General features: G+C 40.3%; 14 protein-coding genes. 6 read left to right on the forward strand and 8 right to left on the reverse strand.

Annotation, left to right across the window (positions count from 1 at the left end; translation table 11 throughout):
• Positions 1-866: 866 nt before the first annotated feature.
• On the reverse strand, positions 867-2,324 hold the full coding sequence (locus VGA95_10495; protein ID HEX9666969.1) for a radical SAM protein: 1,458 nt from the start codon (positions 2,322-2,324) through the stop codon (positions 867-869).
• Positions 2,325-2,950: 626 nt separating this feature from the next.
• Positions 2,951-4,852 carry a phosphomethylpyrimidine synthase ThiC gene (gene thiC, locus VGA95_10500; protein HEX9666970.1) on the reverse strand — a complete coding sequence of 634 codons (1,902 nt, stop codon included), beginning with the start codon at positions 4,850-4,852 and terminating at the stop codon, positions 2,951-2,953.
• Positions 4,853-5,308: 456 nt separating this feature from the next.
• On the opposite strand from thiC, the gene tsaD reads away from it, so the two are divergent.
• Both tsaD and VGA95_10510 read left to right on the forward strand, forming a co-directional pair.
• Entirely contained in the window at positions 5,309-6,349 is a 1,041-nt protein-coding gene (gene tsaD, locus VGA95_10505) for a tRNA (adenosine(37)-N6)-threonylcarbamoyltransferase complex transferase subunit TsaD (protein HEX9666971.1), read from the forward strand.
• Positions 6,350-6,707: 358 nt separating this feature from the next.
• A complete protein-coding gene (locus VGA95_10510; protein HEX9666972.1) occupies positions 6,708-7,166 on the forward strand; it encodes a Mut7-C RNAse domain-containing protein in 459 nt (152 codons plus the stop codon).
• Between the two features lie 11 nt (positions 7,167-7,177).
• Here the strand turns inward: VGA95_10510 and carA are convergent, their stop codons facing one another.
• The 5 genes from carA to VGA95_10535 all read right to left on the reverse strand — a co-directional run bounded on the left by carA (position 7,178) and on the right by VGA95_10535 (position 13,850).
• A complete protein-coding gene (gene carA, locus VGA95_10515) occupies positions 7,178-8,305 on the reverse strand; it encodes a glutamine-hydrolyzing carbamoyl-phosphate synthase small subunit (GenBank protein HEX9666973.1) in 1,128 nt (375 codons plus the stop codon).
• 181 nt (positions 8,306-8,486) lie between these two features.
• Entirely contained in the window at positions 8,487-9,917 is a 1,431-nt protein-coding gene (gene gatB / locus VGA95_10520) for an Asp-tRNA(Asn)/Glu-tRNA(Gln) amidotransferase subunit GatB (protein ID HEX9666974.1), read from the reverse strand.
• A 303-nt stretch (positions 9,918-10,220) separates the two neighbouring features.
• Positions 10,221-10,886, reverse strand: coding sequence for an N-glycosylase (locus tag VGA95_10525; protein HEX9666975.1), 666 nt, complete (start codon positions 10,884-10,886; stop codon positions 10,221-10,223).
• Between the two features lie 54 nt (positions 10,887-10,940).
• A complete protein-coding gene (locus VGA95_10530) occupies positions 10,941-11,591 on the reverse strand; it encodes an N-glycosylase/DNA lyase (GenBank protein ID HEX9666976.1) in 651 nt (216 codons plus the stop codon).
• Positions 11,592-11,648: 57 nt separating this feature from the next.
• On the reverse strand, positions 11,649-13,850 hold the full coding sequence (locus VGA95_10535; GenBank protein HEX9666977.1) for a LysM peptidoglycan-binding domain-containing protein: 2,202 nt from the start codon (positions 13,848-13,850) through the stop codon (positions 11,649-11,651).
• Positions 13,851-14,103: 253 nt separating this feature from the next.
• On the opposite strand from VGA95_10535, the gene bamA reads away from it, so the two are divergent.
• Positions 14,104-15,939 carry an outer membrane protein assembly factor BamA gene (gene bamA, locus VGA95_10540; protein ID HEX9666978.1) on the forward strand — a complete coding sequence of 612 codons (1,836 nt, stop codon included), beginning with the start codon at positions 14,104-14,106 and terminating at the stop codon, positions 15,937-15,939.
• A gap of 95 nt (positions 15,940-16,034) precedes the next feature.
• A complete protein-coding gene (locus VGA95_10545) occupies positions 16,035-19,874 on the forward strand; it encodes a translocation/assembly module TamB domain-containing protein (GenBank protein HEX9666979.1) in 3,840 nt (1,279 codons plus the stop codon).
• A 53-nt stretch (positions 19,875-19,927) separates the two neighbouring features.
• On the opposite strand, the gene VGA95_10550 is transcribed toward VGA95_10545, so the two are convergent.
• Positions 19,928-21,118, reverse strand: a complete 1,191-nt coding sequence (locus tag VGA95_10550; protein HEX9666980.1) for an aminotransferase class I/II-fold pyridoxal phosphate-dependent enzyme — start codon at positions 21,116-21,118, stop codon at positions 19,928-19,930.
• A gap of 108 nt (positions 21,119-21,226) precedes the next feature.
• Here VGA95_10550 and VGA95_10555 point away from each other — a divergent pair, with 108 nt between their 5' ends.
• Together VGA95_10555 and VGA95_10560 are read left to right on the forward strand one after the other, a co-directional pair.
• A complete protein-coding gene (locus tag VGA95_10555; GenBank protein ID HEX9666981.1) occupies positions 21,227-21,601 on the forward strand; it encodes a septal ring lytic transglycosylase RlpA family protein in 375 nt (124 codons plus the stop codon).
• A gap of 70 nt (positions 21,602-21,671) precedes the next feature.
• Positions 21,672-22,337 carry a septal ring lytic transglycosylase RlpA family protein gene (locus tag VGA95_10560; GenBank protein HEX9666982.1) on the forward strand — a complete coding sequence of 222 codons (666 nt, stop codon included), beginning with the start codon at positions 21,672-21,674 and terminating at the stop codon, positions 22,335-22,337.
• Positions 22,338-22,580 lie beyond the last annotated feature (243 nt).

A 22,580-nucleotide genomic window follows, 5' to 3' on the forward strand; every position in this document is an offset into this window, starting at 1 on the left:
CTACGAGGTTAACACAATCTGGTCATTACAGAAGAAGATATTTATCTATTTTTTCCCTTTCTTCGTCTTTATACTGAAACAGGCATGTCCTGATGTAGATCAGGATTCAGCACAGCGTACAAAGAAATAATCCTTCGATCCTTCGATAAACTCAGGACAGGCCCTTAGATAAATCTCAGGGCTCAGACAAGGCTGTCCCCTTGTTGTCCCTAATGCCTTAATAGGGAATCCATATTCTCCCTAATGCTACCCGATAGAGACGTTCGAGTACGGGCTTAATAGGGAATCCGGAGCCTGTCCCCGCACGTTTGTGGCGGGGATGGATCCCCGACTATTGATTTCGGGGATGACATAACAACTAAAAAATTTAATTCAACCGCGACCCGCAAATTTTTTTTACATATTCGTTCCTGATTTTCTTAACCTAATTTTTGCAATGCCGTTCAGGTCCTTTTCATTCCGAAAAGTATTAATAACAACAAATCTATTCACGAAATTGTAAGAATTTTCCCCACGAAATATCTAACATCTGCAGCAATGACACCTCTTGGGTCATGCGAGGAACCCTGAGGTAGGTCCACGAGGATGAAGCAATCTAATTTTGCAGTGTGTCGCACTCAATTGAAAGACCCATTAACTATAAGTAAATTTCTGCCGTTGTAAATTATTCGATTGTATCTAATTGTAAAAATCTTAATTTCTATAGTGAGCAAAAGACGGGATTTGAGAAAAAGTTAATATTATACAGGCACTAATATCACTGTACGTAGCAGGCGCACAATCAAAATTTCCCGTATGATTCGGTAAATGATCCTCCTGCTTCAGTATCAGCGGTAGCCAATTTATGCAACTGGCTCATATTTAGGCTAAACACTCGATTGAATTGAGAGTTGCATCTTATCTGATTTAAGATATACGTCGGAATCGTAATACAACGCACCTTTTGGAAGCCACTCCCATAAAGGACCCAGGTCATTTCGCACCTTATCCACATAGAATTGTGGAAGTTCTGTTGTCTCCTGTTCGAAAAAGTCCCTGAACTGCCTATCAGTGCGGAGCCGGTTAAGCACTTCGGTGTGGTACTTGACGCGACCAGTACCTTGCGAAGAAAATGCCCTCAATACGTTCATACATCTCCAGAGGATGGGTTTAATCACTCTGAAGCGATTGATTATCGCTCGCCCTGAAAACGTATGTTTTGTAACGTCAATTACATGTTCGTAAAACTCAGGCCACGAATAGTTTTTCGGCTTGACGTTCATGGCCTGTTGAGTATTCAGGAAATGGAATGGAAACGGAAGGATACGATTGGCACGCTCGTATTCGAGATTGAGCGGTGCTGACTCTCCAAACGCAGAGAGTAGGGAATAGGCGGGGAAAGCCCCTTGTGCGATGTCCACAAATCGTTTTGTGAGTTCAAAAGGCTCTGGTCCTTCGTCTACGTCGAGTCCGAGCACAAAATTGGCCTGTAGGTATGGTATGTAGCTCAAGATCATGTTGATGTGCTCTGAGACCTGCAGGACTTTATCCATTCCTCCCTTCTTACCCGTCTTTGATTTGTTGCCCATGTCGTACCACGACTCAATTCCGGGCATGATTACCTTGAACCCAATTCGTTTGAGCCGCTTGAGATGCGGTTCGGAGAGCAAGGAGAGACTGCTTTCTGCATAGAAATCAATACTACCCGGAGGTACGACATCCTCAATAGCGCCTATGCATTCGTCAAACCGCACACCGAAGTTTGGATCGAACCAGCCCACACGCGGCCTGTTGAACTTCTGTAATAGGAAGCGCAGATCCTCCTTCATCATATCCAGGCTAAGCTGCTGATAAGGTACGACTGAGTCTATACAAAAGCTGCATGTGTAGGGGCAACCTAGACTAGATAGCATCGGAACAACCTTGATAACGGGTGAGTTATGAAGATTTTTCTCAATAAACTTCCAGCGCTCGCGTACGCCAGGAAGCGTCGAGGGCTGCTGCTTGGCACTGATTCGTAAACCAAGCGGTCGGTGCTGCGAGCAATCCTGTAAGACATCGCGAATCTTATCCCTGTCAGTTAAGCCGAAAACATAGTCAAAGTATTTGGACGCATCCTGCGGGTAGCTGCGTGCATGGGGGCCCCCGAGTGCGGTAACTGCGCCTTTCGATCGAAAGAGGCTGCTTAGCGCATACGCCAGCTGGGCACATTGAGTATACGCTCCAATGAAGACAATGTCGTAGTCATTCTGTAATTCTTCAGCCAAGTTTTCAAATCCCCTGTAACACAGGTATGTAACATCATGACCCTCTTCTACACACCATACAGCTATCGCTTGTGGCATGATATTCGCGAAATTGGCATACATGACGCGAGCCCACAAAGAACGAGTAGGAGCGTTAGTAACGAGTTCAATGATTCCGATTCGTAGCTTTCTTATACTGGTCTCCTAAGTATATGTATAGCCTCGCCCTCCGATACATATTTCAAATATTATTAAATTGCTAATCTAAGGAAAAAGTAATGAAAATACTAAATGCCACGTCTTTTAAATTGGGACTATTATTTCTCCTTGCTGTTCAGCACTCTTATTCAATATACAACTATTGACAGTTTTCGCCTTCAACTAAACAGCATACTATTACAAATAACTGTTTGAAAATCATCCTTTGGTTAGCACATACAATGATAAATTAATATCGCTTTGTCAATACCCTCGATTAATATCCATCAAATTGTTAAATAAATATTTAAGAAATTTGCAAAATTTGAAGATTCTAGAGTATGAGGAAATATTCTATGATCATATTTACATACCCGTTATCATCTAAATTGGCTATCTCTGAGTTTGGAACCGATTAGATCTTTTTAAAAGGAACTCGAAGAAATTATTATCACTTGAAAGCCATTACTATACGAAGTCTATTGTATTGTTGAATCCGCAAATAATATTGGATCTTAGACCCAAAGTCATAGCTTTTCTCTGGATATGTAAATCTCACCGCCTGAGTCGGTGAATTCTTTTGCCTTTTCTTCCAAACCTTTCCCCACGGCTTCTTCATCGGAAAGCCCGTGGCTGGCTGCGTACTCCCTTACATCCTGCGTTATTTTCATAGAGCAAAATCTCGGGCCGCACATCGAGCAGAAGTGGGCAATCTTAGCACCCTCGGCGGGCAATGTTTCATCATGATATTCTCTTGCCGTATCAGGGTCCAGTGAGAGGTTGAACTGGTCATTCCATCTGAATTCAAACCTAGCCTTACTTAAAATGTTATCCCTTAACTGAGCGGTAGGATTTCCCTTTGCGAGATCCGCCGCATGCGCCGCTATTTTGTAAGCAATAACCCCTTCTTTTACATCCTGCTTATCCGGCAACCCCAAATGCTCTTTAGGGGTAACGTAACAAAGCATCGCAGTCCCATACCAGCCAATCATTGCAGCGCCAATTGCGGATGTGATATGGTCATAACCCGGAGCAATATCCGTAGTTAAAGGACCGAGGGTGTAAAAAGGAGCTTCATTGCAAAGCTTAAGTTGTTTATCCATATTCTCCTTGATTAAATGCATGGGGATATGTCCGGGTCCTTCGTTCATTACCTGGACATCGTGTTTCCAGGCAATCTGGGTCAGCTCTCCCTGGGTCTCAAGCTCAGCAAATTGAGCTTCATCATTAGCATCGGCAATGCACCCGGGACGCAATCCATCACCCAAGGAGAATGCAATATCATAAGCCTTCATGATCTCGCACATGTCTTCAAAGTGTGAATATAAAAAGCTCTCCTCATGATGCGCCAGACACCACTTCGCCATGATCGAGCCACCCCTTGAAACAATCCCGGTGACTCTTTTAGCAGTCAGGGGTATATATCTTAACAAAACACCCGCATGAATTGTAAAATAATCAACCCCTTGCTCAGCCTGTTCGATCATAGTATCTCTAAATAGCTCCCACGTTAGTTCCTCTGCCATACCACCAACCTTCTCTAAGGCTTGATAAATAGGAACGGTACCAACGGGAACAGGCGAATTTCTGATAATCCATTCCCTTGTTTCATGTATATTGTTACCCGTGGATAAATCCATAATAGTATCAGCACCCCAACGGCACGCCCAAACGGCTTTCTCCACTTCTTCCTCAATGCTTGATGTTACAGCGGAATTTCCAATATTAGCATTGATTTTCACAAGAAAATTCCGGCCAATTATCATTGGTTCACTTTCGGGATGATTGATATTGCTCGGAATAATCGCTCTCCCAGTGGCAACCTCCTGCCTAACAAACTCAGGGGTCATATAACTTTCTGGAATATTGGCGCCGAAATTCTCTCCCTTATGATAACTTGCCAGATCATTTAATTGATCCCTCAACTCGTTGATTTGCTGATTCTCTCGAATAGCGACGTATTCCATTTCGGGGGTAATTAATCCGGCTCTAGCATAATGCATCTGCGTTACATTTTCCCCCGGCTTTGACTTAAGAGGGTTCCTGATTTTTTTAAATCTGATATTTTGAAGCTTCGAAGATCTAAGGCTTCTCCTGGAAAATTCTGAAGAAAAATCCTTAAGCCTTTCCACATCCCCCCTGTCCAAAATCCATTTCTCACGCACTGGGGATAATCCTGAATGAACATCAATCTCCGCGCTCGGATCGGTATATGGCCCGCTTGTATCATATAAAGTAATCGTAGAATTTTTCGTAAGACCTCTTTTAACAGAAGACACAGAATCGGAATCGTCCAACTCAACATCGCGCATGGCCACTCTTATATCATGAATCTTTCCCTTGACATATACCTTTCTCGAACGTGGAAACGGTTCACGAGTAATTATGCTCACGTCCGGTATCCTATCCTTTTTGGACGATGTTTTCATTCTTCACTACCCCTAAAAAATAACTGATATTTTTAGTCACTTTGATTCTTGAAATGAGGGGTGTGTATCAATATGATTCGTATCTTTAATCACCGAAAACAAAGGTGCACGGAAAATGGCCTCAGCCCATTCGTTCGCCTTTCAATGACACCCCCATTTTTTTGCCATTGAGAGTGATAACGAAGCTATCTACCACAATTCAAAAGAAGATTGCCACGAGTCTCTTTCTCGCAATGACAATTAATTATACTATCTAGGAAAAGGATATTAAAGAACCATTGCTTCAAAGTCAATCAATTTTACTGAAGGCAGTGATCCCGAAATATCTTGTATCACCCGAACATCATGGGCTTATTTTCATTCAATTTATGTCATCTCATACAACCCATCACGATCATTATAACCATGAAGATTTTGAGTTTGTGAAAAAAACTTCGATTTAGTAAAATTAAATGGATGAACACTTTAGTCTTGGGAATAGAAACCTCTTGTGATGAAACAGCGGCCGCAGTAATTAAGGATGGAAAACATGTGCTTTCAAACATTGTTTCATCTCAAATTGAAATTCATAAGAAATACGGTGGCGTAGTGCCTGAATTGGCATCGAGAAACCACCTCGAGAAGATCATCCCCGTAATTGAGCAAGCACTAGAAAAAGCAGAAGTCTCACTTAGCGATATCTGCAGGATCGCCGTCACAAGTGGGCCCGGTCTTGTTGGATCCCTGCTTGTGGGACTTTCAACTGCAAAAGCCATTTCATTCGGCTTGGACATCCCATTTATTGGGATTGACCATCTTGAGGCACATATCACCGCAGCTCACTTAGAATATAATGTACCGTTTCCCTTTTTAGGTCTCATAGTATCCGGCGGACATACAAGCCTCTATACGGTGAATAGTTATACCGAGTTTCGTCTGCTCGGAAAAACGAGGGACGATGCGGCTGGAGAGGCATTTGATAAGGCATCAAAACTATTAGGGCTTGGTTACCCGGGAGGGGCAGAGATCGACAGAATTTCCAAGGAAGGAAACCCTCAATCAATTAACTTTCCACGGCCATTTAAGAAGGCATCATCATTTGATTTTAGCTTCAGTGGAATAAAGACATCCTTGGTTTATTTCGTAAAGAAAACCCCTGTTATTGACAAGGACAGACTACCGGATATCTGCGCAAGCTATCAGGAGGCAATTGTCGAGACACTGGTCGAAAAGACATTGAGCGCTGCTAAATTAAACAGAATTAAGAACGTTGTAATATCTGGAGGAGTAGCAAGCAATTCACGTCTCAGAGACCTTGCAAAAGAGAGATTTGAACAAGACGGTATTTCACTTTTCATCCCATCGCCAGAGTATTGTACCGATAATGCAGCGATGATTGGAGCCTTAGGATTTCATAAAAGCAGAAACGGAGAGTCCTCATCTCTGGGCTTAGCTCCATATTCCACTACGAGACCAAAGTATATCAGAGGAAAAGGGTTGGTCTTGGACAATGAGTAGCCCAGGACTTTCATTCTCCATTTATGTTACGATGAAATTACTTCAGGCTCGCTCATTGTCATCCCCGAATGTTTTTACCGGGGATCCATAAAAACAATGAAGTGGATTCCCGCATACAAATGACAAGGCGGCGTGGATTAACACTTAATGATTGTGTGTTGAAAAAGGGACGCGGATTTCCAAATATGCAATAGGGAAAGATCAAATCGGGACTGGAAAGTCCCGACTATCGCAATTAAAATTTCCAAAAATAATGATAGGCGTGGTTTTCCAACCGCGCATGAAAATCCATACGTTTCCTTTAATAAAAATTCAACTTTTTTTTCACAACCTCATCGGCATGATAAAATATTAGGAAATGACTGAATCACGCTTTATTGCCGATTCAATGCTTGGAAAGCTTGCAAAGTGGCTGAGGCTGGCTGGCTTGGATGTAAGTTACAAAAATGATATTGAAGATCATGTGTTGATTGATCGAGCATTATCGGAGGACCGTATAATCCTTACAAGGGATAGAAATATAAACAAAAGAAAGATCGTAAAAAAGTGTCTGCTCATACACAGCGACCATTTAGAAGAACAAATCAGACAATTTTTTGAAACCTACAAAATAAATGGCACTGAAAAATCCTTTTGCAGATGTATTCGTTGTAATACGCTTTTAACGGATGTTAATAAACATGAATTACCAGGCAAAGTCCCCGCTTATGTGTTTGAAACTAAGGATAAGTTTAAGCAATGTGACTCATGCCATAGGATATACTGGGCAGGAACACACAGGGAAAACGCCGAGAGGTTTTTGAGAAAGTTTACCTAGAGTTCTAGCAATTAAGTGCTAAACTCCTGCACCAGTCTTATAAATTCATCAAAAAGATATGATGAATCATGGGGCCCTGGAGAAGCTTCTGGATGATACTGGACTGAGATTATTGGATATTTTGTGTGCCTTAGTCCTTCTACTGTTTTATCATTAAGATTTATATGAGTAATCTCCACATCGGATCCCAACGAGTCTGGGTCAACCGCAAACCCGTGATTCTGTGATGTAATTTCTACCCTCCCAGTCGATAAATTCTTGACCGGTTGATTGCCCCCCCTGTGTCCGAATTTTAATTTAAAGGTTTTCCCACCAAGTGCCAATCCAAGTATCTGATGCCCTAAACAAATTCCAAATATCGGTTTCTTGCCCACTAGTTTTTCTACATTCTTTATAGCGTAGGAAACGGCAGAGGGATCTCCCGGTCCATTAGACAATACGATACCATCCGGATCCATTGAGAGGACTTCCCCGGAAGAGGTTCGAGAAGGAACAACCTTCACTTCACAACCCACGTCAACCAGCCTTCTCAAAATATTCTGTTTTATCCCATAATCATAAACTACTATTTTGTTTTCTTTTAATGGCTTATGCTCCATATTTGGAGACTGAGCTAAGACTTGGCTTCCCTTTTCCCAAGTATAGGGCTTCTGGCAGCTTACCTCTGTCACAAGGTCTGCGTCCAGGATTGAGGGCGACGAATGTACTTTCTTCAATAAGCTATCATGCGAAAAGTCAACTGTAGAAATCACTGCTCGCTGGGCTCCTTGAGAGCGTATTCTCCTTGTGATATCCCTTGTGCTGACATCCTGAATACCGACAATGTTGTAATTTTTTAAATAGGATTCCAGATCTCCCGATGATCTCCAGTTACTGGGTTTACTGCAGTATTCACGAACGACAAAGCCCCTGACAAAGGGTCTTCTTGATTCTACATCCTCGAGATTTACCCCATAGTTCCCGATCTCGGGATAGGTCATTACAACAATCTGCCCGTTATAAGATGGGTCGGTGAGTATTTCCTGATAACCATACATTGATGTGTTAAATACAATCTCTCCATAGGATTCACCATCCGCCCCGAAACCAAGGCCCTCGAACTTTGTACCATCTTCTAAAACAAGTATCGCTTTATTCACGAGATGGTTGGGAAAATACACACGAAAGGTATGACTGTCAAATATAAATATATTCTCGATCAGAAAATGTTAATACGTCAATCCACTGGACAACTAATATTGAGAAGATGGAGGACTGAAGTCCTCCGCTACGAAATATTCTTAACTACTCAACAGGATTGGGAAAATCAAATTCAGGAGATCAATTCTCTAATAACTTTCTCTTTAAGGTTTCATTAACAATTTTTGGATTCGCTTTACCTTGCGTCGCCTTCATAACCTGACCAACAAAAAAGCCTATCAGCTTTTCCTCACCGGCCTTATACCTGGATGCTTGGTCAGGATTTTTTTCAATAACATCATTTATGATGTCCTCAATTTCACCCAGATCGGAAATTTGCTTTATGCCCTTCTCGTTTATTATCTCATTCGCCGCCTTCCCATTAATAACCATGTCACCAAAAACTTCCTTTGCGATCTTTCCACTTATCGTGCCGTCTTCAATCAGATTCAATAACTCACAGAGCATCTTTGGAGTAACATTAAAAGACTTGATCTCCTCCTCGGACTTTAATTCCCTCAAAACCTCTGTCATGATCCAGTTACTAACTGACTTAGGTTTATTACAATAATTCAAGCATTCCTCAAAATAGTCCGCCACATCTCTCGATGCAGTTAAGACTCCTGCATCGTATAGGGGGATCTCAAAATCCCTAATATATCTCTCAAACCTTTGATCGGGTAATTCCGGAAGGGATTTCCCAATTTGTTCAACCCATTTATCGTCTATGATCACAGGAAGCAGATCAGGGTCAGGAAAGTACCTGTAATCATGGGCTTCCTCTTTTGACCTCATTGAAAAGGTCAGATTTCGATTTGAATCAAAAAGTCTGGTCTCCTGTTGCACTTTCTTGCGGTCTTCCAAAAGCATTATATGTCTATCAATCTCATACTCGAGTGCCTTATGTATAAACTTAAAGGAATTCACATTCTTAATCTCAGTTTTCGTCCCCAACTCCTTAACACCCTTGAGGCGAACGGAAACATTTGCATCACACCTCAAGCTACCCTCCTCCATATTCCCATCGCAGACACCAATATACATCAATATGGAGCGAAGCTTTTTCATATATGCTACGGCTTCATCAAGGGTACTTATATCAGGTTCACTCACAATTTCTATAAGCGGAACACCTGCGCGGTTGAGGTCAACGTAGCTCATGCCCTTAGAATTTTCATGAACCAGTTTTCCCGCATCCTCTTCAAGATGAATTCTCGTTATTCCAATCCTTTTCTTCGAACCGTTGGATTCAATCTCAAGCCAGCCATTCTTTGAAAGAGGCTCTTCGTATTGAGAAATTTGATATCCTTTTGGCAGATCTGGATAAAAATAGTTTTTACGGGCAAATCTTGATCTCTTTGAGACCTCACAGTTTGCTGCAATTGCCGCTCGGACAGCAAATTCAAGAGCCTTCTCGTTTAAAACAGGGAGAACTCCAGGCATCCCTAAGCATATCGGGCATACCTGAGAATTGGGGTTCGCTCCAAATCTTGTCGAACAAGCACAGAAGATCTTGGTTTCCGTCAATAATTGGGCATGGACTTCCAGTCCAATTACAGGTTCATATTCCATTTTTCAAATCTCCAACTTGTTAGATTAATGTGATTTAATAGAGAAAGGTTGTCAAGCAGAATTTCTTTAGTTGGACAGATTACTTCAGACTATCTTAGAATAAGTTCCTTAAAACCTGTTAAAAATAGTCCCCGCAGCCGCTGCAACCAACCCTGTGCCCTTCGATTCTTCAGTGTAAACTCCGGCGGATCAATCTCATGTTAATACAATGTAGCGGAGGACTTTAGTCCTCCATTTTTTCTTTCATCATATTGTGCGACCTAACCTGTCCAGCATAGTCGAAGGGAGGTCGCCGCTACGAATCTATTTGGGTATATGCCCGGTTCTTTCGCTCCAGAGTAAAAGGTCAAGTTCATCAATACTGATCTCAATAGTATCAGCAAACTGCTTCATCTTCCCTTCTATTTCAAGATATCGCTTTCTGGTCGTTGGAGGTTTAAGACTCTCAAGAATTCCATATTCATAGAGCGATCTTAGAATGTTTTTATCAAGGAGCGCATAACCAAAGAACCCGATATTCCTTAAAAAGTGGCTTGCCTGTAAATATCCTATCCCTTTAATATCTTTGTTCGATCCGAAAAAATCCCTCCTATCAATAGAATCCTTAAACGATAGAATCAATCCCTTTAATTCAAAATTGCATTCCCTCCTAAGATATTCCCTTGTACGAATAATATATCCAGCTTTTTCCGGATACTTGTGTTGATCTTTAAGCCTCATGTAGAGCTCTTCCTCATCCGCATACATCAATGACTCTTTCAAGGCATTAAGAGCTTTCAAACCCATTCTGGGTCCCACTGCCGAGGTCAATATACAAAATGTAAGCTCCTCAAAAATTCTTCTATCATCACCTTTTTCGAATACCTCTTTAAACTCTTCGAGAAGTGATTTGATTATATCCTTCTTCTCTTCATAACTCACTTTGAGCTCAGAAAAATGTTTATCACTTTCAGAAAACCTGGCTGACATCTATTAGATACAAAAAAAGCTAAATAGTCGTTGGTTGATTCTTGTTACCTGAATTTATTTTATAATTTCCCCCGTCTTCTCACTCCATAAGAGGAGATCGAGCTCATCAAAATCAATTTCCAACAAAGCTGCTAATTTCTTCAATTTCCTCTCAATCCTCATATAACTAGACCTTGATGTAGGGGGTTTAGGGTCATCAATTAGCTCAAATTCGTGAATTGATCTCAGAATATGCTTATCGAGGATCGCGTATCCCCTAAAACCGATATTTCTCAAAAAGTGGCTTGCCTCTTTATAACCTATTCCTTTTATACCTCTGTAATTCGCGAAAAAATCCCTCCTTTTTACTGGACCATTTAAATAAAGTATCAAATCCTTTAGTCTAAAATCGTAATCTTTCCTGAGCCATTCCCTTGTGTGTAATATATAATTAGCCCGGCTATTTGGAAACCTATGGACTCCCTTAAGCCTCCTCGAAAGTTCTTGAGAGTCTGCCCTCATCAGCACTCCTTTCACCGATTCTACTGATTTGACAGCCATCCTTGCACTCGCACCGGCAGCAAATATGCAGAATGCAAGCTCTTCGAATATTTTTTCATCATCACCTTTCGCAAATATATTTCGAAATTCACCGAGACGGTATTTGATTAGTTTTCTTTTTGCGACGTAACTACTCTTGAGTCTTAATACAAGATCATCATTCATACAGGAAGTATAATAGGAAGGAATAGATAAGATAAGACGATTTTGACACTAAAGATACTAATCCATATTGATACTAAGCCTTTCACCCGCGACAAGTTTGGTAGTCTTGAGGTTGTTCCACTTTTTAAGGTCGGATACGGATACATCATATTGGCCTGCGATCTTCCAGAGGGTTTCACCCTTCCTGACACGATGGGAAACTGAACTGCGTGTTCTGGTAGGTGAATTGACAGCAACCCTCTTTCCATTTGGTATATTTAGTGCTTGGCCCACCCTTATTGTGGAACCCTTTAGACCGTTTGCTGATTTTATCGAGGCTACACTCACACCATGACCTACTGCTATCGTCCCCAGTGTATCCCCACTCTTAACCTTGTATTTTACTGGTGTACTACCGGCTGAACTCGAATAACTGCGACCAGAGCCACCTGGTATCGTAAGCGTCTGACCTACCATTATTTTCGACCCACTGATATTGTTTGCAGACTTTACCGATGAGACGCTCACTCCATAACGTCTGGCGATTGTACCAATAGTGTCCCCACGGTTGACCTTGTACTTAACCGTTGCTTTGCTATCACTGGCGCTTCCAGTGCCCGAGCCATTAGTACCGGGAATTCTAATGGTCTGACCAGCCATTATAGTCGATCCCTTGATATTGTTTGCAGATTTTATAGAAGATACACTCACACCATGGCGTTCGGCGATTTTCCCTAATGTATCTCCCCTACTTACCCTGTACTTACCAGATGCGGTACTACTCGCAACATATTTTGGGGTTACGGCACCTGGTATGCCAAGAACCTGACCTACAAATATCGTAGAACCCTTGAGGTTATTTGCTCTCTTGATTGTTGATATACCTACCTGGTGTCTTGCAGCTATTGCTCCAAGGGTATCGCCGCTATTGACCCTATATCTAACCGTAACCCTATCATTACTCGCATAACCATAATCACCACCGGGAGTATAGCCCCTGCCTGGTATAGTAAGAACCTGACCAACCGTGATAGTTGACCCCCTTAAACTGTTTGCTTTTTTTATCGAGGACACACTGACATTGTAGCGGTTAGATATCTTACCGAGCGAGTCGCCCCTATTAACCCTGTATCTTAGAGAATTACCAGAGCCCGAATAACCTATTGAGGCTATAGTCCTCAGCGATGAGATTTCTAACTGTCTAGAAGCTACGATCCTTCCATATCCAGGCGGGACCTTAATTTCATATAAGCCTCCAGGCGGAGTGACACCATGCATTAAATTAGGATTAAGTTCCATAAGGGTATAATTACTAGCGCCGATAATCCTCGCAATATCAGTAAGATTCTTTTGCGCTGGCACAGAAACCTTCTCGTATCTCAATGGCTCACTGTAATATATACCAGTAAAACCATACTTTTGAGGATCCTTTGCAATTATCAATGCTGCCATGAGCTTTGGAACATAATCCTGTGTTTCCTTCGGAAGGGCAAGATCTGAAATCAACCAATAATCATAGATATTATATGTATCAATGGCTGCCTGAACCCTGTGTTCTCCACAATTATAACCTGCAGCGGCAAGTTCCCAAGACTGAAACATTTCATAGAGGTCACCGAGATAACTTGCAGCTGCAATAGTAGATTTTTCAGGATCCATTCTCTCATCAACCCATGAATCGACCCTGAGTCCATATCGTAATGCCGTAGGTCTTATAAATTGCCATGGTCCCACGGCAGCCGCGTGAGATTTTGCCCTGACGTTAAATCCACTCTCAATCATGGCTAGGTACACTAAGTCAGGTGGCAATCCCTTATTCTGCAAGATCTCAGACATCATTGGTATATACTGCCCAGATCTCTGAAGCCATTTCTCAAAAAACTTGCGACCCGATGTTTGAAAATAACCCATATAGTACGTGACCCTGGAATTCATGACCACAGGTAACTGTTTCCTTTTGGGATCATACTCAGGGTAGTTTTCAAAAATCTCATCCCTGAGATAGAAGAAATAATAATAGGCTCTCCAAGTTTGAGAATTAGGTTCTAGAAGAAAAAAACGCGAATCCTTGTCTTTTACAAATAAATCCTCGCTTTCTGATGGAAGAGCGTATTTCCTCCCTAATGAATCCATTCCAAGAGGGACTTCTGATCCTTTCCCATTCGGAACTCCATACAGAGTAATTCCACTTGATAACGATGATTGATTATAGTTATTACGTGCACAACCAAATAGAATTAGTATTATGAGGCTTAGAACACAGGGATACCGTGAAAGCATTGGCACTCTTTTTATCACATATTAAATAGTATGTCAACCATTTTTTTAAGAATTTGATAAAGAAAGTGAAAAAATCATTCAACTCTCGCCGGAGATTTAAGAGAAACAGCTCAATAGGTTGATATAATTTATTATCCTGAGCCATCCAAAATTCTATCTTTTTCATTTATCTTGAATCTTAAAGTCAACTATGGATAATTTAGATTCGACTTTGAGAATTTTAGACTCAAACACTCGTGGTTGTGTTCCTTTAATGTACAAACTACTGAGAAATCCTATTTTACTAACGATATTTTTTTATAATATCTCTTTATTTTCAAATAACTCCTTCGCCGAAAATAACTCTCTTAACAATGACTCTGAAGTAATTAGAATTTCAGGAATTAAAATTGAAGGTGCTAAGGCTATTTCCGCAAAAAAAATTAAAGAAAGTATAGCAACCGAGTTTCCTTCGTTAAAGCCATGGATAAAAAAACCCGAGTTTGATGAAGAAGTCCTGAAAGATGACATGCTTCGAATTAAATCCCTGTATGCGAACAATGGATATTATGATGCGACAGCAGAATACAAATTAAAGTTAAATGAAAAGGAAAACAATGTAGATATCACAATCATCATTAAAGAGGGAGAACATGTCATCGTTACCGTATTAGAATTTGATTATAAAGAACAAGTTGACGATAAAACCAAAAAACTGATTTTAAAATCGGTACCGCTGAAGATAAATAAGGCATTTTCAGCAAAAGACTACGAAGCAACGAAGGATGTTATATCGGAACACTTATCTGATGATGGATACCCAAAGGCGGAAATCAAGGGTGAGGCACTCGTAAACAGAAAGGGAAAATGGGCAAAGGTTAGTTATAAAATTAACCCTGGACCACTTTACAGATTCGGTTCAATAAGGATCGAAGGTAACGAAAAAGCAAAAAAATCATTAATCGAGAGGGAGATCTTATATAAAAATGGCGAGATATACTCCGAACAGAAAATAGACGATACACAGAGCAAGATATTTCAATTAGGTGTATTTAGATCAGTGCTCATAGATACGAATTTTAATGAAGAAAATAAGACCGCAGATACCTTAATCAGATTGTCGGAGAGAGATTTTGGAACAGTGAAAATAGGTGGAGGATTTGGTACTGAGGATAAGTTAAGAGGGCAAATCGTTTGGACTCAGAGAAATTTATTTGGCAGTGGAAGAACTCTTCAAACATCTGCTAAAGCCTCATTTATAACTCAAAGGTTCCAAACGGAATTGATTCAACCGTATATAGTTGGCAGAAATTCGGCGCTCTCCACAAGTCTTAATATAGCTAGAGACGACGTACCAAGCTTTGAAGGCACAACACTTCTTAGCGCGACTACGGTGAGAAAAAGTTTTAAAAGAAAATACAGTACATTTGGGTCTTTTAATATACAATACGCAAAGATTGACAGCAGTACAACTAGGACACCCCAAGAACAGAGCAGTGATAACGTCTTTCTAACATTTTTCAACTTCGGATTTGATAGAATTACGACCGATAACGCACTAAACCCCACAAGGGGGACATCATTGTCTGTAGGTCTAGAATCGTCATTCAGAGCACTCGCTTCTGATGTAAATTACTTAAAGGGTATAATCGACCTCAGAGGTTATAAGACTATTTCAGATATAGTTTTTGCAAAAAGGCTCAGTCTCGGGGTAATTCAACCATTTGGATCTACGGGCACATTCGATGTGCCGATATTCAAAAGATTTTTTGCAGGTGGTAGCACCAGCATGAGGGGATTTCCTTTCCAAAAGCTTGGCCCTCTTGCCAGGAACGATGATCCACTTGGAGGAAATTCGTTCCTCATCGGAAGCTTCGAGGCAAGATATCCAATTTACAAGGGTCTCGGCGGGGCGGTTTTTTTCGATTATGGAAACGTCTATGCAAGGCAATGGAACTTTAAACTAGGTGAGATGAAATACGCACCGGGTGCCGGTCTGAGGTATGACACCATAATTGGACCGGTCAGATTTGATGTTGGTTATGCACTCAACCCTGAGCCAGGGATCAAGAGGGTTCAGTTTTGGATCAGCATAGGTCAGGCATTCTGAACAAATAGATAAAAAATCCGAATCTTGCAAGAAAATCTCTAATCAAAAAGCTATTCAACGATTGATTTCATGTTAAACTTCAAGTCAGATTTAAGATGCGTTCAAAAATCCTGACGACAATTGGCATATTCTTTTTATGCTTGATCATTTTATTTATTGGTTTCCTTATATTTACTCAAACAGATTTTTTCAGAGACACTATTAAAAAAGCTGCGGAAAGGGCCGTAAGTTCTATCACGAATCAGAAATTCACCATTGGCAGGATCGAAGGAAACCTTTTTAATAGAATTAATGTTAAAGATATTAAATTCTCAATCGAAAATGAACCGTTTGTCTATATAGCAGAGCTCTCGGTCGACTATTCACTCCCGATAATTCTCGATAGATTTATGTCATTCAGCAAGGTGATACCCGTGAATGACATTCGGATAAGTGGATTAGATGTAAACCTAATACAATACAGAGACGGCAATTGGAACTTCCAAACCCTTGTTTCGGAAAAGGAAAAGGCGGTAGATGAAAAAGATGTAAAAAAGGAAGATGTCCAAACTAACTGGAGCATCATCCTTTCGAACTTTTCACTTAGAAACGCCAATATAAAAATTGACGAACGTGGAAAAAACGAAGTCGCGAATATTGACATTCGTGAATTAGAGCTCGCCGTAAAGTTATTAGGCATTACCAAAAAAATTGAACTCGAATTGAAAAAGGCAAATGTAAATGCACCCAAACAACATATCGAACTGAAAGAGCTATCGGCAAATGCCTTATATTCGAAAGAAAAGGCAAGCATAGAAAACCTAAAGGGAATAATAAACGGAGCGAAAGTTAATTTCGATGGAGAGGCAATAAATCTCAAGCAGCCTGAATTTAGATTTCAGGCCTCCGCCTATGGTTACAATTTCGAAAAGATAGGTGCTATAAACGCAGAAATAGAGGGTTCAGGGAAGTATATAAGCCCCGAGAACTTCGATGCTGAGATAAAAATAAATGTGCCGGAATCAAAGATTTTCGAAAGAAAGGTTCGGGGCTCGATTGAAAAAATTAAAATGAGCGGTACCGATATTACGATAAATAATGCAAACGTCAAAACTGAATTTGGAGAGGCGAAATTCAGTGGCAATGCTGACCTAAAAAGATTATTGGCCAAGCATGGAACAAACGACTTTGGCGTTAAACTCTCTTTGCAAGATATAAGCACATCCGAAGTACTCACAACATTGGACAGAAAAATAAAAAAATGGCCAGATATATTAAAGAACGATCTTAGTGCAACTCTTAATACTAGTCTAAATATCGAGGGGTCTTGGAAGGAGCTTGATGACTTTAAAGTTAAAGCCACTACAGAGCGTTTGACCATAAATGGCAACAGCCTGGGCGAGATTGAAACAAAAGGGACGGTAGAAGTTACAAGGTTGAATGTCAAATTGGATTTGGTTTCATCTCTGAAGAATATAGATGTGGCATCTGTATTAGTTCAGGAGAATCTCAAAAGCAACATAACTGCGAACCTAGCAACTAAAGAGTCAATACCCATTAAAGGAGCCTTCTTTGATAATTTTGTAGCAAGCGTAAAGGGAGAGTTTCTTCCATCAAGCTTTTCAGGTTTAAGAATATCGGATGGAAAGATAGATGCGGTCTATAGCGATAATACATTGGATGTCCAAACACTTTTTTTAAACTCAGACTCCTTCACATTCAAGACAACAGGGGCAAAGGTAAAAGGTAAAGGTGTGGATTTGGGATATGAATTAAAGGTCAATAATCTGAACCTTGTTTCAGAATTCGTTCCCAATGCTAACTTCAAGGGCACACTAAAGGCGCAAGGGAAGGTTCAAGGGAAGATAAACAGACCAAAAGTTACAGTTTCAGCAGATGTTTCCGATTTTGAGTTCGACGAAAAATACAAAGCGAAATCTATAGAACTCAGGGGTAAGGGAAGTTTAGATCTAAATAACCCCAATCTTGATGCAGAGATAACAATCAATAAAATTTCAATCAAAGACAATAATTTTGAAAGCATCAATCTTCTTGCAAAAAGCATCGGAAAGGACATTACGGCGGAAATCTCTATCATAGAAGACGCTGTCCGACAATATCAGGTTGATCTGAAACTGAAAGACCTTAAATCCAAAGAAAAGAAAATAGAAATGGGCAAACTAGAGCTAAATCTTGATGATAAGGTTCTAAAAAATAGAGAAATTATATTAATTACTATAGCACCAAAAAAACTTATCGTAGACAAATTTAACATTCACTATAACAATAGCTCAGCTATTGCCAACGGACTCTTGGTTTTTAATGGCATGATTAACGCTGATTTAAATGTAAGTAATCTAAATCTTGATGAAATTTCGGGCGTCCTGCAACTTGAACCTCCATTAAAAGGCATTGCTTCCGCAAACATTGCAATGAATGGAACAGTAGATGCATTAACTATCAAAGCAAATGTTAATACTCAAAACCTTGCTTATAGTAAGTTTGAAAGCGACAACACTAACTTGAATATCAATTACCTGGATAAAAGACTCGAGCTCAAATTTGAAATTGTTAAAGACAAAAGAGAAATCTTTTCGGCAAACGGCATAATCAATGCAGATCTTAATTTAAAAAACATAGTCCCTAACATTAAAAGAGGTACTTTGAACTTCAAAATAAGTTCAAACGGGGTTGACCTAAGTCCACTCGCTGGTCTAATTGAAGAGATCAAACAAATAAGTGGAATTCTAATCGCTGATTTAACTGTCACGGGAAGCGTGGAGCTTCCCAGCATGAATGGCCGGTTAAAGCTTGAAGATGTTGATTTAAGGTTACATTCGCTCAGAAATGAATTTAAAATCGTCAGTTCACTTATCGAATTCCAGGGACAAAAGGGTTTGCTAAGATCTGCTGAAATATTATCAGACGGAGGTAAAGGCACATTTAGCGGTGAAATTGACCTTGATACACTCTCATATACCATCAATGGAACCCTGGATGATCTTCTAATCAAGCCGAAAGCTGTTTCCGCAAACATCGATGGAAACATTGAACTCAAGGGAAGCAAAGGGAAAATAAGTATTGAGGCTGACTTAAAAATTCCGAGGGCACGGATTATCATTCCTGATGAGCCAAAAAAAAAGTTGCCAGAAATCAAATTCGTAGATGAAGATGAGAAAGAGGAGTTTGTCATTCAGGACACCAAGGAAACAGATTTTTTTGAAGACAATGTCGCGATGGATGTTCAAGCATCCATTCCCCGGAACACATGGGTAAAGGGGAGAGGTGCAAACATCGAAATAAAGGGGACATTCGATATCAAAAAGGAATACGGTGGACATATTAAAATATTCGGTACTGCAAACACAGTTCGAGGAAGTTATAAAATTTTGGGAAAGCTATTTACAATTCGGCGAGGAACTGTGAGTTTTCGCGGACAGGATGAAATCAATCCTTTACTCGATATCCAGGCTCTTTATGAGGTATCAAATGTAAACGCATTCATTAATATCGTTGGTACTGCCAAGAAACCTGAAATAAAGTTCAGCAGTGATCCTCCTATGCAAGAATCCGATATTTTATCTTATATCGTATTTGGTACTTCTACCGATAAGATCGGCTCGGGTGAGAGAAACTCACTGCAGGGCATTGCAACAGGAATTGCAGGAGGCATAGCGGTAAATGAACTCAAGGGCGTCCTTGGCGAGGATTTATCGCCGGATGTTTTGAGAATCGGTAGCGGACAGGGCGGGACCGAAATCGAAGTAGGGAAGTACTTAACAGAAAACTTGTATGTTTCGTATCAAAGAGGCTCGCAGGACTCTGCACTTGGAACTAGCACCCTTACCACCGATTGGGTTTTTATCGAATATGAAATTTTTGATTTTTTAACATTGGATAGTCAAGTTGGCGGTGAGAATTCAGGTGCAGATTTATTTTATAATTTCAACTTCTGACCAATAATTAAGATTATATCTATTTAATTTTGGTGTAGATCTAACTGTAACTACTAGATACTATTTGATAATACCTTTCTAATCCCCCTGACAGCCTGCATTATACGTTGCTCATTCTCAACAAGGGCAAACCTCACAAAACCCTCACCATATGTTCCAAAGCCGATACCCGGGGATACAGCAACTTTTGCCTGCTCAATTAGCAACTTAGAGAATTCAAGAGAACCAATTTTTTTAAATCTCTCAGGAATCTCTGCCCATACGAACATCGTTCCCTTTGGTTTTGCAATTTCCCACCCGGATCGTGTAAGACCCTCAATAAGCTTATCCCTCCTCAACTTATATCTCTCTCTAATCTGATTAACGCAATCCTGTGGGCCATTCAATGCCAAAATCCCAGCAATTTGAATCGGTTGAAAAATACCATAGTCGAGATAACTTTTAACCCTCTTTAGAGCAGATATTACTTGAGAATTTCCCACCATAAAACCAACTCGCCACCCAGGCATGCTATAGCTCTTTGAAAGCGAATAGAATTCCACACCTACCTCTTTTGCACCAGGTGCTTCAAGAAAGCTTGGAGCCTTGTATCCATCAAAACATAGATCAGCATAAGCAAAATCGTGAACGACAATCAATCCAAATTCCCTAGCGAGTTCTGTGATATCTTTAAAGAAATTGAGGTCCACAACACGGGTGGTTGGATTGTTGGGAAAAGATATTATCAATACCTTGGGTTTAGGCCAAACCTCTCTAACAGTTTGGTCTATAGACTCAATAAAATCCTGACCTTCTATAAGAGGCACGCTTTGAACTTCTCCCCTAGCAATTATTACCGAATATGAATGAATCGGGTAAGACGGATTGGGGACTATTACTGTATCTCCAGGTGCGATAATAGAAAGAATCAAATGAGAAATACCCTCTTTTGAGCCAATTGTTACGACTGCTTCAGACTCAGGATCGAGAGCAACCCCATAGTTTCTCTTATACCAATTACAGATAGCAAGTCTCAATTTTGGGATACCCGCAGAAGCAGAGTACCGGTGATTTTTGGGACTCCGCGAAGCCTCAACTAGTTTATCAACTATGTGCTTTGGGGTTGGTTGATCGGGATTGCCCATCCCCATATCTATGATATCTTCTCCCCTTGCCCGCGCCTTCGATTTAATATCATTTACAATTGCAAACACATAGGGGGGCAGCCTTTGAATTAGAGAAAATTCTTCAACTGTATCCTGCATAAGCACTTACCATCTACAAATTAAATAATTTAATAATCTTATTATAATCACAAATAAACTCAAGAAACGTTGAAAAAACCTATGATATTGTGTTAAATAAAGGCCGGTATGATACTAAAATTGGTCTTGCTAATTTTTCTTCTTTCTGTTCAATTTTATCAAAATAAAAGTTTTGCTCTTGAGAATCATTCAAATATTGGACTTGCTTCCTGGTATGGGATCGAGTTTCAGGGAAAAATAACAGCCAGTGGAAGGCTCTTCGATATGCACAAATTTACAGCAGCCCACAAATTCTTACCATTCGGGACGATAGTTAAAGTTGTCAATCTACGTAACGGTAAGGAAGTCATTGTAAACATAATCGATAGAGGTCCATTTTCGAAAAAACGGATTATTGACCTCTCACATGCTGCTGCCAAGACTATCGGATTGGTGAAGAGGGGAATTGCAAGAGTAAAGATCGAAGTAATTTCTTCTCCATGAGTGAATATTCACAGATACTTTAGAAAGAATCTTCAAAATCATTTTTCATTATGATACAATCCTAGTGATTATGGAAAGAGAAACTGGTCTCCTCCTATTGGCCCTGCCCCTCCTTTTTTCGTGTGCTGCATTTTCAAAAAAAAGCGGCGATTCTGCAAAAGGCATAAAAGAACATCCAATAGGTGAGAATTCTCAAATAGGCGTAGCATCATGGTATGGGATTGATGAGCACGGTTTGCCAACAGCTACCGGCGAACGATTTAGTAAGAACACTTTGACCGCAGCTCATAAGACCCTTCCAATGGGGACAATGGTGAGAGTGACTAATTTAGAAAATGGTAGAGATGTTATTGTCAAGATTAACGATCGGGGTCCCTTTATCGAAGGTCGTATGATAGACCTTTCATATGCAGCCGCAAAGTCAATCGGTCTAATAAGAAATGGGACCGCTAACGTAAAAGTAGAAGTAATCTCGGCCCCGGGACGGTCGAGTAATTTCTTTGATCCCAAATACACCATACAAGTGGCTTCCTTTAGCGATAAAAATAATGCTCTGATGTTCAAAGACGAGTTGGCTCATCGAATTGATGAAGAGGTAAGGGTAGAGACTTTTTATATAGAAGGAAAATACTATTACAGGGTAAGAATTGGACATTATGAGCAAAGAGCAACGGCTGAAGAACTTTCACTCAAGTTAAGGAACCATGGTTTTACGGGAAAGGTCATTTTGGAGTAATAACCTCGCTATTACTCCTCCATCCAATCGCAGACTTATCGACGATTATAATATGATTTCAATCGATTAGAAATTACAAAGCACAAAGCTTTCGTGGATGGAAGAAAGTACGAATCATGAGATCTTGGTTAAGACCGCCTGAGAAATTCATTTAATTATCATAGTCAAGGTACCTATTTGACTTTTTTCCAGTCTTCTTTACTCTATAGTGTAAATTCTTGCATTTGCGAAGTATATTCTCGT

This window comes from Thermodesulfobacteriota bacterium (assembly GCA_036397855.1).
Lineage (GTDB): Bacteria > Desulfobacterota_D > UBA1144 > Nemesobacterales > CSP1-2 > DASWID01.

Coding starts and splice junctions, on each gene's coding strand:
- VGA95_10495 (HEX9666969.1), bottom strand. CDS start 2,324: ATGCCACAAGCGATAGCTGTATGGTGTGTAGAAGAGGGTCATGATGTT.
- thiC (HEX9666970.1), bottom strand. CDS start 4,852: ATGAAAACATCGTCCAAAAAGGATAGGATACCGGACGTGAGCATAATT.
- tsaD (HEX9666971.1), top strand. CDS start 5,309: ATGAACACTTTAGTCTTGGGAATAGAAACCTCTTGTGATGAAACAGCG.
- VGA95_10510 (HEX9666972.1), top strand. CDS start 6,708: ATGACTGAATCACGCTTTATTGCCGATTCAATGCTTGGAAAGCTTGCA.
- gatB (HEX9666974.1), bottom strand. CDS start 9,917: ATGGAATATGAACCTGTAATTGGACTGGAAGTCCATGCCCAATTATTG.
- VGA95_10525 (HEX9666975.1), bottom strand. CDS start 10,886: ATGTCAGCCAGGTTTTCTGAAAGTGATAAACATTTTTCTGAGCTCAAA.
- VGA95_10530 (HEX9666976.1), bottom strand. CDS start 11,591: ATGAATGATGATCTTGTATTAAGACTCAAGAGTAGTTACGTCGCAAAA.
- VGA95_10535 (HEX9666977.1), bottom strand. CDS start 13,850: ATGCTTTCACGGTATCCCTGTGTTCTAAGCCTCATAATACTAATTCTA.
- bamA (HEX9666978.1), top strand. CDS start 14,104: ATGTACAAACTACTGAGAAATCCTATTTTACTAACGATATTTTTTTAT.
- VGA95_10545 (HEX9666979.1), top strand. CDS start 16,035: ATGCGTTCAAAAATCCTGACGACAATTGGCATATTCTTTTTATGCTTG.
- VGA95_10550 (HEX9666980.1), bottom strand. CDS start 21,118: ATGCAGGATACAGTTGAAGAATTTTCTCTAATTCAAAGGCTGCCCCCC.
- VGA95_10555 (HEX9666981.1), top strand. CDS start 21,227: ATGATACTAAAATTGGTCTTGCTAATTTTTCTTCTTTCTGTTCAATTT.
- VGA95_10560 (HEX9666982.1), top strand. CDS start 21,672: ATGGAAAGAGAAACTGGTCTCCTCCTATTGGCCCTGCCCCTCCTTTTT.